At 64.0% G+C, this 14,362-nt stretch carries 13 protein-coding genes; 9 read left to right on the forward strand and 4 right to left on the reverse strand.

Annotated features, from left to right (window positions below):
* Nucleotides 1–53 precede the first annotated feature (53 nt).
* Together mtaB and dapF are read right to left on the reverse strand one after the other, a co-directional pair.
* A complete protein-coding gene (gene mtaB / locus BMX61_RS01395; RefSeq protein WP_075627234.1) occupies nt 54–1,328 on the reverse strand; it encodes a tRNA (N(6)-L-threonylcarbamoyladenosine(37)-C(2))-methylthiotransferase MtaB in 1,275 nt (424 codons plus the stop codon).
* On the reverse strand, nt 1,325–2,233 hold the full coding sequence (gene dapF / locus BMX61_RS01400; protein ID WP_075627233.1) for a diaminopimelate epimerase: 909 nt from the start codon (nt 2,231–2,233) through the stop codon (nt 1,325–1,327). The genes mtaB and dapF overlap by 4 nt, the downstream gene beginning before the upstream one ends.
* A gap of 254 nt (nt 2,234–2,487) precedes the next feature.
* Here dapF and BMX61_RS01405 point away from each other — a divergent pair, with 254 nt between their 5' ends.
* The 6 genes from BMX61_RS01405 to trmD all read left to right on the forward strand — a co-directional run bounded on the left by BMX61_RS01405 (nt 2,488) and on the right by trmD (nt 8,508).
* Entirely contained in the window at nt 2,488–4,302 is a 1,815-nt protein-coding gene (locus BMX61_RS01405; protein WP_075627480.1) for a HAMP domain-containing methyl-accepting chemotaxis protein, read from the forward strand.
* A gap of 300 nt (nt 4,303–4,602) precedes the next feature.
* A complete protein-coding gene (gene ffh / locus BMX61_RS01410) occupies nt 4,603–6,180 on the forward strand; it encodes a signal recognition particle protein (protein ID WP_075627232.1) in 1,578 nt (525 codons plus the stop codon).
* 17 nt (nt 6,181–6,197) lie between these two features.
* Nucleotides 6,198–6,500: a chorismate mutase gene (locus BMX61_RS01415; protein WP_075627231.1), complete on the forward strand. Its 303-nt coding sequence runs from the start codon at nt 6,198–6,200 to the stop codon at nt 6,498–6,500.
* Between the two features lie 54 nt (nt 6,501–6,554).
* Nucleotides 6,555–6,917 (forward strand): 30S ribosomal protein S16, encoded by a 363-nt coding sequence (rpsP, locus tag BMX61_RS01420; RefSeq protein ID WP_075627230.1) that lies wholly within the window; start codon nt 6,555–6,557, stop codon nt 6,915–6,917.
* Nucleotides 6,918–7,082: 165 nt separating this feature from the next.
* Entirely contained in the window at nt 7,083–7,658 is a 576-nt protein-coding gene (rimM, locus tag BMX61_RS01425) for a ribosome maturation factor RimM (RefSeq protein WP_075627229.1), read from the forward strand.
* Between the two features lie 127 nt (nt 7,659–7,785).
* Nucleotides 7,786–8,508, forward strand: coding sequence for a tRNA (guanosine(37)-N1)-methyltransferase TrmD (trmD, locus tag BMX61_RS01430; protein WP_075627228.1), 723 nt, complete (start codon nt 7,786–7,788; stop codon nt 8,506–8,508).
* On the opposite strand, the gene BMX61_RS01435 is transcribed toward trmD, so the two are convergent.
* Complete coding sequence (locus BMX61_RS01435) at nt 8,490–9,236, reverse strand: sulfite exporter TauE/SafE family protein (RefSeq protein ID WP_075627227.1); 747 nt, start codon at nt 9,234–9,236, stop codon at nt 8,490–8,492. The genes trmD and BMX61_RS01435 overlap by 19 nt on opposite strands.
* Before the next feature lie 230 nt (nt 9,237–9,466).
* Between BMX61_RS01435 and BMX61_RS01440 the strand changes: the two genes are divergently transcribed.
* Nucleotides 9,467–9,946, forward strand: coding sequence for a GNAT family N-acetyltransferase (locus tag BMX61_RS01440; RefSeq protein WP_075627226.1), 480 nt, complete (start codon nt 9,467–9,469; stop codon nt 9,944–9,946).
* Nucleotides 9,947–10,234: 288 nt separating this feature from the next.
* Entirely contained in the window at nt 10,235–10,711 is a 477-nt protein-coding gene (gene rplS / locus BMX61_RS01445; RefSeq protein WP_075627479.1) for a 50S ribosomal protein L19, read from the forward strand.
* A 304-nt stretch (nt 10,712–11,015) separates the two neighbouring features.
* Here the strand turns inward: rplS and BMX61_RS01450 are convergent, their stop codons facing one another.
* On the reverse strand, nt 11,016–12,449 hold the full coding sequence (locus BMX61_RS01450; protein WP_075627225.1) for a methyl-accepting chemotaxis protein: 1,434 nt from the start codon (nt 12,447–12,449) through the stop codon (nt 11,016–11,018).
* Between the two features lie 427 nt (nt 12,450–12,876).
* On the opposite strand from BMX61_RS01450, the gene leuC reads away from it, so the two are divergent.
* Nucleotides 12,877–14,286, forward strand: a complete 1,410-nt coding sequence (leuC, locus tag BMX61_RS01460) for a 3-isopropylmalate dehydratase large subunit (protein WP_075627224.1) — start codon at nt 12,877–12,879, stop codon at nt 14,284–14,286.
* Nucleotides 14,287–14,362 lie beyond the last annotated feature (76 nt).

Here is a 14,362-nt window from a genome sequence, read left to right on the forward strand (position 1 = left end):
GAGAAATCACGAGGGTCAGGCCTATTCTCGTAAGTTTCCGCGGTGCCCGTATCTCAGGCCGCCGCTTGCGCAGCCGCGCGTATCGTCAGATCGCGGCCATCATGGCCGCTGATCTCCGCCGTCATGAGGCTGCCGGGCTGAAGACCTGGCGTGACCACGCGTGTGAAGTCCTGCGTATGGGCGAAGCCATTGTTTTCGACAAGCAGGATCTGGCGCGTGCCGACCAGCCCGTCCAGATGCTGTCGTGCCAAAGTTTTGCCAACGTCGCGCAGCCTTGCCGCCCGCGCCTTGATCAGCCCCCGGTCGAGCTGCGGCATGCGCGCGGCCGGCGTCATCGGACGCGGGCTGTAAGGGAAGACATGCAGCTTGGCGATGCGCGCCTGCTCGGCCAGCCGGACCGATTGTTCGAAGGCCGCCTCGCTTTCCGTCGGAAATCCGGCAATCAAATCGGCTCCGAAGCTGATGTCAGGCCTCAAACTGCGCGCCTGCTCGATGAAGCCGAGTGCTTCAGCGCGATTGTGGCGTCGCTTCATCCGCTTCAGGATCAGGTCATCGCCATGCTGCAGCGACAGATGCAGATGCGGCATGAAACGCGGCTCGTCGGCGATCAGGTCGAGAAGCGCGCGGTCGACCTCGATGCTGTCGATCGAGGAGAGCCGCAGCCGAAGGATCTCGGGCACCTGTTTCAGAAGCGTCTTGGCGAGAAGCCCGAGCGTGGGCGTGCCCGGCAGGTCGGCGCCATAGCTGGTGGCGTCCACGCCCGTCAGCACCAGCTCGCGATAGCCGCTTTCCGCCAGCCGCCTCGCCTGGTCCACCACCGCGCCCATCGGCACGGAGCGTGAATTGCCGCGGCCATAGGGGATAATGCAAAAGGTGCAGCGGTGATCGCAGCCATTCTGCACCTGAAGGAAGGCGCGCACATGGCCCTCGATCAGCTCCACCATCTGCGGCGCGCTCTCGCGCACGCTCATGATGTCGTTGACCTTCAGCTTTTCCTCGGCCGACACGCCGAAATCCGGCAGGGTCCGATAGGCCTCTGCCGTGAGCTTCTCTTCATTGCCGAGAACCGCGTCCACTTCCGCCATGGCCGCGAAGCTGGCGCTGTCGGCCTGGGCGGCGCATCCGGTCACGAGGATGCGCGCCTGCGGGCGTTCCCGCCGTGCCCGGCGAATGGCTTGGCGCGCCTGGCGCACCGCCTCGCCCGTCACCGCACAGGTGTTGACGATCACCGCATCCTCAAGCCCGGCCTCGGCTGCCTGACGGCGCACCACTTCGGATTCATAGGTGTTCAGCCGGCAGCCAAAGGTGATGACGTCGATTCCGCTCACGAGGCCGCGGCTCCGCTTGCCAGCGGCTCCCGCGTAAAGGCGCCGGTTTCCGGATCGAGATGCCCTGCCCATTCCCATTCTGCCGCGCCGGTCATGATCACGTGGCCATCAGTCTCGCGCCAGTCGATCGTCAGCGCCTGCCGGTTCGGGCTGGAGGCGACCGTGATGGTCACCTTCCGGGCCGTGCGTCCGGTGCGCGCGCCGGAGACGGCTGCGGCGCAGGCGGCCGAGCCGCAGGCGAGCGTCAGGCCCGCCCCGCGCTCCCAGGTTCGCGTGGTCATGGTAGTGGCGCCGGTGACCTGAGCCAGCGTAATATTGGCCTTTTGCGGAAACATAGGATGATGTTCGAGCATCGGCCCGATCCGCGCGAGATCGAATGTCATGGGATCGCGGTCGACGAAGAAGACGGCATGCGGATTGCCCATCGACAGGACGGAGGGAGAATGCAGCACGGGCGCATCAATCGGCCCGATCTGCAGCTCGATCCGGCTGGTATCGGCAAAATCCTCCGACAGGGGAATGCGCTGCCAGTCGAAGACCGGAGCGCCCATGTCGACCGAGATCGTGCCATCCTCATGCTTGACGGCCTGAAGCAGGCCCGCCACCGTCTGGAACAGGAAGCGTTTGCGCCCGGTCTCGGCGGCCAGTGCCTGGACCACGCAGCGCGTGCCATTGCCGCAGGCGCCCGAGCCCGTGCCGTCATTGTTGAGAATGTCGATGAAGGCGTCCGTGCCCTCGGCGCGGGGATCGTGGATCGCCATGATCTGGTCGAAATGGGTTTCGGCAGAGCCGGCGAGCGCGATGGCGGCCGCCGGCGTAACCCGATCTTCCCGCCCGCGCATGTCGACGACCAGGATCTTGTTGCCGAGCCCGTTCATCCTCGCGAAATTCACCATGCCCGGCATCGGTCCCGTTCCACCTTGCTCACGCCTTCCATCTGCCCGGCTATATGGCGGAAATGGCGGGGAATTACCAGTGCGTGCCGCCTCGCCCTCGGCTGGCACTGATCGAGCATCGTGCTTCGCCTTTCTGCAGGTGATGAATCTTCATCAAATATTCCTTAATAAGTCCGTTAGTATTGTCAGCATCTGACCCGAATATCACTCCAACTTAATATAAGATTGGAGCTTTTGATAGGAAGAGCCATAGGAGATCCATGTTGATGACGATCGGCCGCAAGATGATCATGGTGAGCGTGGCGATTCTGCTCTTGGGCGTCGGCGCCTCGGGCGTCGGCCTGTGGTCTGCCAGCCGGCTCGACAGAAACATGGATGCGGCGGCCGAAAGCGCGCAATGGCTGCGCAACCATATGCAGGCCGATATGATGCATGACGCCCTGCGCGCCGATGTGCTGGGCGCCCTGCTGGCGCTGAAGGGCCAGAGTGAAGGCAAGCCAGGCGAGATCGGCGATGATCTGAAGCGCCACGCACAGAGCTTCAAAGACGCAATTGCGGACAATAAGGCCAAGGTCACCGACAAGACCGTCGCTTCGATTCTTGCCGAGCTGGACCAGCCGCTGGAGCAATATGTCACGGCCGCAACGAAGCTGGTTGCCCAGGCTGAGGCCGGCGATATGGCGGCGCTCGCCGCCGCGCCCGGCTTCATGCAACAATTCTCGGTTCTCGAGGACGCGATGGAAAAGGCCGGCGATGCGATCGAGGCCCTGACCACGCGCATGCGCGCCGACAGCGATGCGGTCGCCAGCAGCCTGTCGCTGACGCTGGAAGCCGTTCTGGTCGCCGCGCTCGTGCTCTCTGCTGCGGTCACCTTCGCGATCCGGCGCATGGTCGTGCGGCCGCTCGGTGCGCTCTCGGGCGTGATGCGCCGTCTGGCAGAGGGTGATACATGCATCGAGCTGCCCAAGGTTTCGCGTGATGAAATCGGCGACATGGTGGCGTCCGTCGCGATCTTCCGCGATGCGGCCGTTGCCAAGCAGGCGCTGGAAGCCGATGCGGATGCGGCGCGCCAGCGCAGCGAGGAAGAGCGCGCGCGCATGTCCGCCCAGGCCGAAGCAGCTGCCGACATGAGGCTGAAGGCGGCCACGAGCGAGCTGGCCTCCGCGCTCAAGCGCCTCGCCGAGGGCGATCTCGCCTTCAGCCTGGACCGCCCCTTGTCGCCGGATTTCGAAAATCTCCGCCACGATCTCAATGGTGCGGTTTCCAAGCTTGGCGAAGCCCTGACGTCGGTCACCTCGGCCACGGGGCGCATGGATCAGGGCACGGCCTCGATCCGCGCCAATATCGAGGATCTTTCCCAGCGCACCGAGCGCCAGGCCGCCACGCTGGAGCAGACGGCTGCGGCGCTGGAAGAGGTTATCGTCATCTCGGGCAATGCCACGCGCCGTGCCGAAGAGGCACGCCAAGAGGCGCTGAAGGCCAATGAGAGCGCAAAGAATTCCGGCACGGTGGTGGCCAGTGCCGTTGAGGCCATGGAGCGCATCGAGGAATCATCGAGCCGCATCGCCAACATCATCTCGGTGATCGACGAGATTGCCTTCCAGACCAATCTCCTGGCGCTGAATGCCGGGGTGGAAGCCGCGCGAGCGGGGGAGGCGGGGCGTGGTTTCGCGGTGGTGGCCCAGGAGGTGCGCGAGCTTGCCCAGCGCACCGCCCATGCCGCGCGCGAGATCAAGGAGCTGATCAGCCGCGCCAGCACCGAAGTGGCCCATGGCGTCTCTCTCGTAAACAGCACTGGTCAGGCACTGGAAGCCATCGAAGCGCATATCGTTCGGATCAACGATCATATGGCGGCCATCGCCACGGCCTCGCGCGAACAGGCCACGGGCATCAGCGAGGTCAATGCCTCGATTCGGCAGCTCGACGAAGTCACACAGCGCAATGCGACCATGGCGGCCGAAAGCAATGTCGAAAGTGGGCGGCTGAGCGAGGAGGCGGAGCATCTGCGCCATCTCATCGCCCGGTTCCGCCTGCAGGACATGCAGGACGCCGCGCCCGCCCGGCGCCGGGTTGCCTGAGGCAGGCACATGACGCGCCTCTCGGAGACACTTGAGGGCTGAAGGGCGGTGCTGAGGCTTGACATTCGGGCTCTTTTCCTGTCTAAGCCCGCGAAATCCTGCGACGAGACCCAAGTTTCGAGCCGCCGACCAGGACGTCATGCTTGTCACGACGATCCCGGAGGTCAACACCCGACAGCGCGATGCGCCCTCGGGTGCTTTTCGGCTTTGCGCCTTGTTTCCCGCCTCGCAGCACCCACGTTTCCGCAAGCGCTCCGGCAGAGGCCGGGCGGGCTGATGGAAACAGGAAAAGGGCCGCGCATGTTTGACAATCTCCAGGACCGCCTCTCGTCCATCCTGAACGGATTGACCGGCCGCGGCGCGCTGTCGGAGGCCGATGTTGCCGCCGCCCTGCGCGAGGTGCGTCGCGCGCTGCTCGAAGCCGACGTGGCCTTGGAAGTGGTGCGGTCCTTCACGGACCGCGTGCGCGAGAAGGCCATTGGCGCGGCGGTTCTCAAGGCGATCAAGCCCGGCCAGATGGTGGTCAAGATCGTTCATGACGAGCTGATCGCCATGCTGGGCGAGGAGGGCGTGCCGATCGACCTCAATGCCCCGGCCCCCGTCGTCATCATGATGGTCGGTCTGCAGGGTTCGGGCAAGACCACCACCACCGGCAAGATCGCCCATCGCCTGACGCATCGCGAAAAGCGCAAGGTGCTGATGGCCTCGCTCGACACGCGCCGTCCGGCCGCGCAGGAGCAGCTGCGCCAGCTCGGCGCGCAGACTTCGATCGACACGCTGCCGATCATTGCCGGCCAGTCGCCCACCGATATTGCCGCGCGCGCCGTCCAGGCCGCCAAGCTCGGCGGCCATGACGTCGTCATCCTCGACACCGCCGGCCGCACCCATATCGACGAGCCCTTGATGCTCGAAATGGCGGAGATCAAGCGCCGCTCCAACCCGCATGAAATCCTGCTGGTCGCCGATGCGCTGACCGGTCAGGACGCCGTCAATCTCGCGCGCAATTTCGATGAGCGCGTCGGCATCACCGGCCTGGTGCTGACCCGCATGGATGGCGACGGCCGCGGCGGTGCAGCGCTCTCCATGCGCGCTGTCACCGGCAAGCCGATCAAGCTGATCGGCGTCGGCGAAAAGGTCTCGGAGCTGGAGGAGTTTCATCCCCGGCGCGTGGCCGACCGCATTCTTGGCATGGGCGACATCGTCTCGCTGGTGGAAAAGGCCGCCGAGACGATCGATGCCGAAAAGGCCAAGGCCATGGCCGAGAAGATGGCCAAGGGCAAGTTCGACCTGAACGATCTGGCCGACCAGCTGCGCCAGATGCAGAAGATGGGCGGCATGGGCGGCATCATGGGAATGATGCCCGGCATGGCCGGCATGAAGGACAAGATCGCCGCCGCCGGCCTCGACGATCGGATGTTTGCCCGTCAGATCGCCATCATCTCCTCCATGACCAAGGCCGAGCGCGCCAATCCGGATCTGCTCAAGCATTCCCGCAAGAAGCGCATCGCCGCCGGCTCCGGCACGGATGCGGCCGACATCAACAAGCTTTTGAAGATGCACCGCCAGATGGCGGACATGATGAAGATGATGGGCGGCAAGAAGGGCGGCGGCATGATGAAGCAGCTCATGGGCGGCCTGGGTGCCAAGATGGGGCTCGGCGGTGGCATGGGGGGCATGCCCGACCTGTCGCAGATGGACCCGAAGCAGCTGGAAGCCCTGCAGAAGCAGGCTGAGGCTGCCGGTCTTGGCCCTGGCATGGGCAAGGGGCTGCCCGGTGGTCTTCCTGGTCTGCCCGGCAAGTTGCCCGGGCTGGGCGGCGGCCGGTTGCCCGGGCTTGGCGGCCTTCCGGGCCTGCCTGGCTTTCCCAAGAAAAAGTAAGGAGCGGGACGCGCGCCATGACCGAACCGACCGTTCGCGAGGAATTGCTGGGCTACCGCCAGTCGATCGACAATATCGATGCGGCCCTGGTTCATATGCTGGCAGAGCGCTTCCGCTGTACCCAGGCGGTCGGCGTGTTGAAGGCCCGCCACAAATTGCCGCCGGCCGATCCGGCGCGCGAAGAATACCAGATCGAGCGCCTTCGCCGCCTGGCCAAGGATGCCCGACTGGATCCGGATTTCGCCGAGAAGTTCTTGAACTTCATCATCAAGGAAGTCATCCGGCATCATGAAGACATCGCCGCGGACCTCAAGGTCTGACGGCACCCGATCAGGCCGCGCAAGCGGTACGCCAGACATTAAAGGAGTTATGACATGGCACTGAAAATTCGTCTCGCACGCGGTGGTTCCAAGAAGCGTCCCTACTACCAGGTCGTCGTTGCCGACGCCCGCAGCCCGCGCGACGGCCGCTTCCTGGAAAAGGTCGGTTCCTGGAACCCGATGCTTGCCAAGGACGATGCCAAGCGCGTCGAACTGAACAACGAGCGCATCCAGCATTGGCTGGATAACGGCGCACAGCCGACCGATCGCGTTCTGCGCTTCCTGGCTGAAGCCGGTCTCGCCAAGCGCGACGCCCGCAACAATCCGGAAAAGGCCAAGCCGGGCAAGAAGGCTCTGGAACGTGCCGCCGAAGCCAAGCAGAAGGCTGAGGACGCTGCGGCCGCTGCTGCGGAATAAGCGCGTAACGGGCGCAGAAGGGACGCAAGACCCTTTTGCGCTTTGCGCGACACCCGCAGGCGGGTATGGATGGGGCCCTCGCATGTCATGCGGGGGCTTTTCCTTTCTGCCCGTGGTGCGACGCACCATGGATCTGCATTGTTACTGCCATACGGATATCGAGCAATGTCGGCTGGCCCAGCGAAATTGAAAAATCCCGTTCTCATGGGAACGGTCGGTGCCGCGCAGGGGCTGCGGGGCGAAGTGCGCGTCAAGAGCTTCTCCGCCGATCCGACGGCGATCGGCGATTATGGCCATCTGCATGCCGAAGACGGCCGCGTCTTCGAGGTGCTAGAGGTGCGCGAGGCCAAGAATGTCGTGATCGTCCGCTTTCGCGGCGTCAATGACCGCACGGCCGCGGAAGCCTTGAACGGGCTGGAGCTCTTCGTCGAACGCGACAACCTGCCAGACGATGATCTCGACGATGACGAGTTCTACTATGCCGATCTGGAGGGCCTGGAGGCCTTCGATGCTGAAGGGCGCAGCTATGGCACGATCTCCGGCATTTTCGATTTCGGCGCCGGCGACCTCCTGGAGCTGAAAGGCCCCGGCAAGCGGCCCATGCTCATTCCTTTTTCCGAACACGCCGTGCTGGAAATCGACCTTGAAAGCGGGCGGATCCTGATCGATCCCGTCGCAGCCGGCCTGGTCGAGGATAAGGACGACGATCCCGCCGCGCCCTTCCGCCCGAAGGAAGGCTGAGGCGCTGAGCGGATCGGGCAGATCCGGCTGTCACCATCTGCACCGTCGCGGATTGATGCCTGCTGCCGGCCGCCCACATGTATTCGCGCCCTGACCGCTGGTCATTACCCGGCGAAGGAATTTCATCATGAGTTTCGCGGCTGTCGTGTTGACGCTGTATCCGGAGATGTTTCCCGGCCATCTCGGCCACTCACTGGCCGGCAAGGCGCTTGCACGCGGCGACTGGTCGCTGGATGCGCGCCAGATCCGTGATTTTGCCACCGACCGCCATCGCACGGTGGACGATACGCCGGCCGGCGGCGGCGCCGGCATGGTGCTGAAGCCGGACGTTCTGGCGCGCGCCATCGATGCGATAACGGCCGAAAGGCCGGCCTTGCCGCGCCTGCTGATGAGCCCGCGCGGCCGGCCGCTGACGCAAGCGCGCGTGCGGGAGCTGGCAGAGGGTCCTGGTGCGGTCATCATTTGCGGGCGATTCGAAGGTGTCGACCAGCGGGTGATCGACAAGCGCGCGCTCGAGGAGGTTTCGATTGGCGACTATATCCTGTCCGGTGGAGAGCCCGCGGCGCTGACCGTGCTGGATGCTGTGGTACGGCTACTGCCCGGCGTTATGGGCAACCAAGCCTCCGGCGTGCAGGAAAGCTTCGAAGGCGGGCTGCTGGAGCATCCCCATTACACGCGGCCGCAGATCTTCGAGGGCGAGCCGATCCCCGAGGTGCTGACCTCGGGCAATCATGCTGCCATCCGCGCCTGGCAGCAGGCCCAGGCACTGGCACTGACCCGCGCGCGCCGTCCGGACCTTCTGCCTGAGGACGATGAGCGCAAGCAGCAGACTCAGCCGGTGATGAAGTAATAGGCCGAGAGGGCCAGGCCGACCGCGATCACCAGTGCGCGCAAAAGTCCTTGCGGCACACGCCGCGCCAGCCAGACTCCCGCATAGCCGCCAAGTGCGGAGCCCGGCACCATGGCGGCTGCTTCCGGCCAAGCCACCACCTTGCCGCTGGCAAAGACCACGATCGCCACGGCCGCGATCAGCACAGCCAGCATGTTCTTCAGCGCATTTGCCCGATGATAGCCGCCGCCCACCGTCAGTGTCATGACCGCCAGCATCATGATGCCCATGCCGGCGCCGAAAAAGCCACCATAGATAGCCGTGAGGAACTGGCCGATCAGTCCCAGGACACCGAGCGGCGCGCCCTCCTCCCGCGCCTTGGGACGGATCAGCGGGCCGAAGGCGAAGATCAGGGTCGCCGCGATCAGGAGCCAGGGCACCAGCGCGCGGAAGGACGGATTGGAAAGGGAGAGAAGAACCAGGGCGCCGATCAGGCTGCCGCCGATGGACAGCGCCCCGAGCAGAAGCACGAGGCGCCTGTCGGCCCAGAGATCGCGGCGATAGGCATGGGCCGAGGTGATATAGCCGGGAAACTGAACGATCGAGGACGTGGCATTGGCGACGACGGGCGGCAGGCCGGCAAGCGTCATCGCTCCGAAAGTCAGGAAGGTGCCGCCGCCCGCCACCGCATTGACCGCGCTGGCCAGAAAGCCCGCGAGAAAGAAGAGGAGGGCGGAGAGAAGGGTCATCGGGATCTCGCAAGCATAGCGATGGGGGCAGACAGGCGTTACGGGGATTAGGACAAGGCCGGGCGAATTGTCCAGACGCTGAGGCGGGCGCGCTTGGATCGATTGCCGGAACTGCGGCGTACCCTCTCGACCTTTCTCCCGCCTGTTGAATTTGAATGCATGCCGTCGCTATCAAAGGCGATAGGCGGTGGAATGACGGTTTCTCGCAGTCTCAATGGACGAGGGTGGTCATGAACGGGACGGAAGGCGCATGGCGTGTGCGGAAGGTCGAGCAGGGGGAGGGGGCACAGCTACGCACGCTTCTAAACCAGCATCTGCTCGAACTTTCGGCCTATGCGGAAATCGACCAGGCTTATCCCTATTTTCCGCTCTATTTTACCGAGGCGGATCGCTCGGCCTGGTTTGTCGAGGTCGATCAAGCTGTTGCCGGCTTCGCGCTGGTCAACCGCCATGCCGTCTCCGGCCTGTCCACGGATCGTGCCCTGGCGGAATTCTACATTCTGCCGCACGCACGCCGGCGGGGCATCGGCCGCGCCTTCGCCAACAGCTTAATTGGCGCCTCTGGCCTGCAATGGGAGCTCTCGGTGCTGAAGGCCAATGTGCTGGCGCTCGATTTCTGGCGGCGGGTCTGTCGACCCTATCGCCACCTCCATGTGATCGAGACGGAAGAGCAGAGCATTTTTCGCTTCCGCGCCGTCAAACGGCGCTAGCCGGGCAGGCGCCGGCGAAGCGAACTGGCGCGCATGAGGATTGCGTCAGGCCGCTCTTTTTCCGTCCTGCCCGATGATGCCAAGCGACAAAGGTCGTGACAAAGGCCTGTCAATGGTGTATCCGCGCGGCCGGTACGGGAGACTCCCGGCAACCGGAAATCAAAGAACGGTGTAATTCGCTCCACGTGCTCTGCCAGCAATGGATCAGGGCGCGACGCTCCGGCGGCAGGTCCCATGGCGGCGGCGGGCGCTCTGATCGTTTCAGAAGAACGCAAGAAGGTTAGCACGATGAACATCATTCAGCAGCTTGAGGCCGAACAGGTCGCCAAGATCGAAGCCAAGCGCACCCTGCCGGAATTCTCCCCGGGCGATACGCTGCGCGTCAACGTCCGCGTGACGGAAGGCACCCGCACCCGCGTGCAGGCCTATGAAGGCGTTTGCATTGCCCGTTCCGGCGGTAGCATCAACGAGAGCTTCACCGTTCGCAAGATCTCCTACGGCGAAGGCGTCGAGCGCGTATTCCCGGTCTACTCGCCGCTCGTCGAAAGCGTCGAAGTCGTTCGCCGCGGTAAGGTTCGCCGCGCCAAGCTCTACTATCTGCGCGACCGTCGCGGCAAGTCGGCTCGTATCATCGAGAACACCGGCACCCGCGCCCGCAAGCTCAACGAGTCCGCTCGTCTGACCGCTGCCGGCGAGAAGGCCCGTATCGAAGCTGAGAAGGTCGCTGCCGCCGAAGCTCTGGCTGCGGAAAAGCCCCAGGAATAAGATCGCCGGCCGGCCGTGCTGAAGGCGCGGCCAGTGCCCGCTCTTGCCTGAGCCTATCTTGATCGAACCGCCTGCAATGGGATCATTGCAGGCGGTTTTTTATTGGGCATGTCGCGCAACCTGTGTGGCTCTTTGCGATGGCGATGTCTTCGAGCGCAGCAACGCAAAGCATGCTGTTTGAAGCCGACGGAATAGCTTAGGCGTCCGCGCAGGCCTCATGGGCTTGTCGCACTTCGACATGAAAAAAGCTCGCCCAGCGGCATGCCGGGCGAGCTTTTATGGAAGCCGTGGCGCTTGTCGTGCGTCAGGCAGCGCGGGCCTGGCGATAGGCCGGAGCTGCCGTGTCCACCTTGATATGCGACACTGTGCGGCTCAACTCGCTGGCCTCGACCACGAGATTGTGGCTGGCCGCCGTTGTTTCCTCGACCATGGCCGCGTTCTGCTGGGTCACCTGATCGATCTGCGAAATGGTCGAGCTGATTTCGCCGAGCGCCGTCGATTGCTCGCGCGAGGAGGCGGCGATGGTCTCGATCAGCGAGGAGATATCGCGGATCTGGCCGGAAATCTCGCCCAGCACATGGCCGGTGCGATCGACCAGATCGACCCCGCCCTTGACCTGGCTGGCGGAGGTGGAAATCAGCGTCTTGATTTCCTTGGCCGCCTTGGCCGAACGCTGGGCAAGTTCGCGCACTTCCTGCGCGACGACCGCAAAGCCGCGGCCTGCCTCGCCCGCGCGGGCTGCCTCGACGCCGGCATTGAGCGCCAGAAGGTTGGTCTGGAAGGCAATCTCGTCGATCACGCCGATGATCTGGCCGATCTGGTCCGAGGAGCCGGCAATCTGCGCCATGGCGGAAATCGCGTCCTGCACCACGGTGCCAGAGGTTTCGGTTGCCTGGCGCGCCTGGGCCGTCAGCGTTGCGACCCGGGCAGCGTTCTGCGCGGTGTTGCCGACAGCCTGGGTGATTTCCTCGATGGCGGCAGCCGCCTGCTCGACGGATGCCGCCTGCTGTTCCGTGCGACGCGAGAGATCGTCGCAGGCATGGGTGATCTGGTTGCTGGTGTCGACGATGGTCGTGCTGGTGCCTGTGACGCCGGCAATGACGCCGCCGAGCAGCGTTGCCGTGCGATTGAAGTTTTCCTTCAGCGTGCCGGCCTTCTCCGGCAGTTGCGCCGTGATCCTGTGACGGAAATCGCCGGAAGCCAGGGCGCTCAGTCCCGCCTGAAGGGCGTTGACGATCGCCGCATCCGACTCCGTGCTCTCGCGCAAGCGCTCTTCCATCAGGACCTGGTCGTGAATATCCGTCAGCGAGCCGCAGGCCAGCACCGTGCGGCCATCCACCTGCGTGCGGCATCCGCCCGTGGCACGAAACCAGCGATAGTGTTCGTTGCGGCACTTCAGCCGGTAGCGCACGTCATAGCCGGTACGGCCGCTCTTGTCGGAAACGGCGGTGCCAAAGGCGGCAAACGTCGCAGCGGCATCGTCAGGATGCAGGCGATCCGACCAGGACTGGACGACATTCGGAAAGTCACTTTCGCCGGAAAAGCCCATGATGCGGCGAAATTCGGCCGACCATGTCCATTGGCTCTTGGCATGCATGGCGTCGCCCTCGTGCAGAAGCGCCTCCCAGAGACCGATGCCAGCGGCCTCGCTCAGGAGCTGGAACCGCTCCTTTTGTGCGGCAAGCTCAGCCTGAGCTGCGGCGCCTGCCTGCGATGACCGCATACCGAAAAATGACATCGTGCAATACTCCTTCCACGGGACAAAGGGATATTGGCCCTAATTCTTTAAAATTGCGGAAAGGCTGAAATAAATAGCCGGTATCGGTGCAAGAACATGAATTGAACATGAGTTATATTAGATGTATTCGCTACATTGCCGCGTGCTATGCTTGCGCTTCGCGGCTTCGGGCCGCGCTGCCCGATATTGCCGAAATGCCGGAAATTTGGTAGGACGCGCGACCATGGAATCCAAATTCGGATGTCACGCTCAGAATATCGTCGTGCTGCAGGACCATAAGCGTCTGCCGGCACGCTTTTTCGCGCGGGTCGCCGGCGCGTTGACCGCCCGACTTCGCTGACCACTCTGCCGCCGGATCAACGGCGACGCGTGGAACGGCCACAGGCCTGTCCGACTATTTTCCCCAATCGACCGATGGATGAACGCCATGAGCGCACCCCGCACCCTCTATGACAAAATCTGGGACGACCACGTTGTCAGCCGCCAGGAAGACGGCACCTGTCTTCTCTATATCGACCGTCATCTCGTTCACGAGGTGACGAGCCCGCAGGCTTTCGAGGGTCTGCGTATGGCTGGCCGCAAGGTGCGCCATCCGGAAAAGACGCTGGCCGTGGTGGACCACAACGTACCGACCTCGCCCGACCGCAAGGAAGGCATCAAGAACGAGGAAAGCCGCATCCAGGTCGAGGCGCTTGCCCGCAATGCGGCCGACTTCAACGTCGAATATTATTCCGAAAGCGATGTGCGCCAGGGTATCGTTCATATTGTCGGCCCTGAACAGGGTTTTACCCTGCCGGGCATGACGATCGTCTGCGGCGACAGCCACACCTCGACGCACGGCGCTTTCGGTGCGCTCGCCCATGGCATCGGCACCTCCGAGGTCGAGCATGTGCTCGCGACCCAGACGCTGATCCAGAAGAAGGCGAAGAACATGCTGGTGCGTGTCGACGGCCAGCTGCCGGCAGGCGTCACCGCCAAGGATATCATCCTCGCCATCATCGGCGAAATCGGCACGGCCGGTGGCACGGGCTATGTCATCGAATATGCGGGCGAAGCCATTCGCGCGCTGTCGATGGAAGGCCGCATGACCATCTGCAACATGTCGATCGAGGGCGGCGCCCGCGCTGGCCTGATCGCGCCCGATGAGACGACGTTTGCCTATGTCAAGGACAAGCCGCGCGCGCCCAAGGGCACGGCCTGGGATATGGCCGTGGCCTATTGGAAGACGCTCGCCAGCGACGAAGGCGCGCATTACGACCGTGTCGTCGTGCTCGACGCCGCCGCGCTGCCGCCCATCGTCTCCTGGGGCTCCTCGCCGGAGGATGTCGTTTCCGTTCAGGGCGTCGTGCCCAACCCGGACGAGATCGCGGACGAGGTCAAGCGCGCCTCTAAATGGCGGGCACTCGACTATATGGGCCTGAAGCCCGGTACCAAGATCACCGACATCGGCGTCGATCGTGTGTTCATCGGTTCCTGCACCAACGGCCGCATCGAGGACCTGCGAGAAGTGGCCAAGGTGGTCGAAGGCAAGACGGTGGCATCCACCGTCTCGGCCATGATCGTCCCCGGCTCCGGCCTGGTGAAGGAACAGGCCGAAGCCGAGGGTCTCGACGTGATCTTCAAGGCCGCCGGCTTCGACTGGCGCGAGCCGGGATGCTCCATGTGTCTGGCGATGAACGACGACCGGCTGAAGCCGGGCGAGCGTTGCGCCTCCACCTCGAACCGCAATTTCGAAGGCCGCCAGGGCTTCAAGGGCCGCACCCACCTGGTCTCCCCTGCGATGGCCGCCGCCGCCGCCATCGCCGGCCATTTCGTGGATATCCGCGAATTCAACTGACCGGCAGAGCATCCGGCAAGATAGAAAAAGGCGGCTCAGGGCCGCCTTTTTCATGTGTTTCGGCCGTGCAGGCGTT

The sequence above is a fragment of the Xaviernesmea oryzae genome (assembly GCF_900109605.1).
GTDB classification, from domain to species: domain Bacteria; phylum Pseudomonadota; class Alphaproteobacteria; order Rhizobiales; family Rhizobiaceae; genus Xaviernesmea; species Xaviernesmea oryzae.

Bases quoted from the DNA above. Each gene is read 5' to 3' on its own strand.
- BMX61_RS01435 (WP_075627227.1), bottom strand. From the start codon at position 9,236: ATGACCCTTCTCTCCGCCCTCCTCTTCTTTCTCGCGGGCTTTCTGGCC.
- leuC (WP_075627224.1), top strand. From the start codon at position 12,877: ATGAGCGCACCCCGCACCCTCTATGACAAAATCTGGGACGACCACGTT.
- trmD (WP_075627228.1), top strand. From the start codon at position 7,786: ATGAGTTTCGCGGCTGTCGTGTTGACGCTGTATCCGGAGATGTTTCCC.
- dapF (WP_075627233.1), bottom strand. From the start codon at position 2,233: ATGCCGGGCATGGTGAATTTCGCGAGGATGAACGGGCTCGGCAACAAG.
- rplS (WP_075627479.1), top strand. From the start codon at position 10,235: ATGAACATCATTCAGCAGCTTGAGGCCGAACAGGTCGCCAAGATCGAA.
- BMX61_RS01450 (WP_075627225.1), bottom strand. From the start codon at position 12,449: ATGTCATTTTTCGGTATGCGGTCATCGCAGGCAGGCGCCGCAGCTCAG.
- ffh (WP_075627232.1), top strand. From the start codon at position 4,603: ATGTTTGACAATCTCCAGGACCGCCTCTCGTCCATCCTGAACGGATTG.
- BMX61_RS01415 (WP_075627231.1), top strand. From the start codon at position 6,198: ATGACCGAACCGACCGTTCGCGAGGAATTGCTGGGCTACCGCCAGTCG.
- rpsP (WP_075627230.1), top strand. From the start codon at position 6,555: ATGGCACTGAAAATTCGTCTCGCACGCGGTGGTTCCAAGAAGCGTCCC.
- BMX61_RS01440 (WP_075627226.1), top strand. From the start codon at position 9,467: ATGAACGGGACGGAAGGCGCATGGCGTGTGCGGAAGGTCGAGCAGGGG.
- rimM (WP_075627229.1), top strand. From the start codon at position 7,083: ATGTCGGCTGGCCCAGCGAAATTGAAAAATCCCGTTCTCATGGGAACG.